The organism is Pararcticibacter amylolyticus, assembly GCF_003130405.1.
Classification (GTDB): Bacteria; Bacteroidota; Bacteroidia; order Sphingobacteriales; family Sphingobacteriaceae; genus Arcticibacter; species Arcticibacter amylolyticus.
In genome coordinates this window covers 1-273 of the sequence record NZ_QEAS01000151.1, presented here as the reverse complement: position 1 = coordinate 273, position 273 = coordinate 1, and the positions used below count along the sequence as shown (strand labels likewise).

Annotated in this window: 1 rRNA gene; it reads right to left on the bottom strand. The window is 41.4% G+C overall.

Annotated features, from left to right (window positions below):
• A 5S ribosomal RNA gene (gene rrf, locus DDR33_RS25495) occupies positions 1–103 on the bottom strand; the annotation flags it as partial.
• Positions 104–273: the final 170 nt, after the last annotated feature.

Genomic DNA, 273 nt, shown 5'->3' with positions numbered 1-273 from the left:
CGACCTACTCTCCCACGTGTTACCGCAGTACCATCGGCTCTGGCGGGCTTAACTTCTCTGTTCGGAATGGGAAGAGGTGGACACCGCCGATATAGGCACCTGAAGATCTTTTGAAAGTTCTAAGTTTTCTTATCCCTCTCTAATTTCTTTCTTTGGCTATATCTATAGTTAGTTCTCGTTTCTTATAACGTATAACTTACTACTTATAACTCATATTTAACATGATCAGAAGAAGTACTTGAAGAGATGGCCAACAGAGTGTCTGCTCTTGAA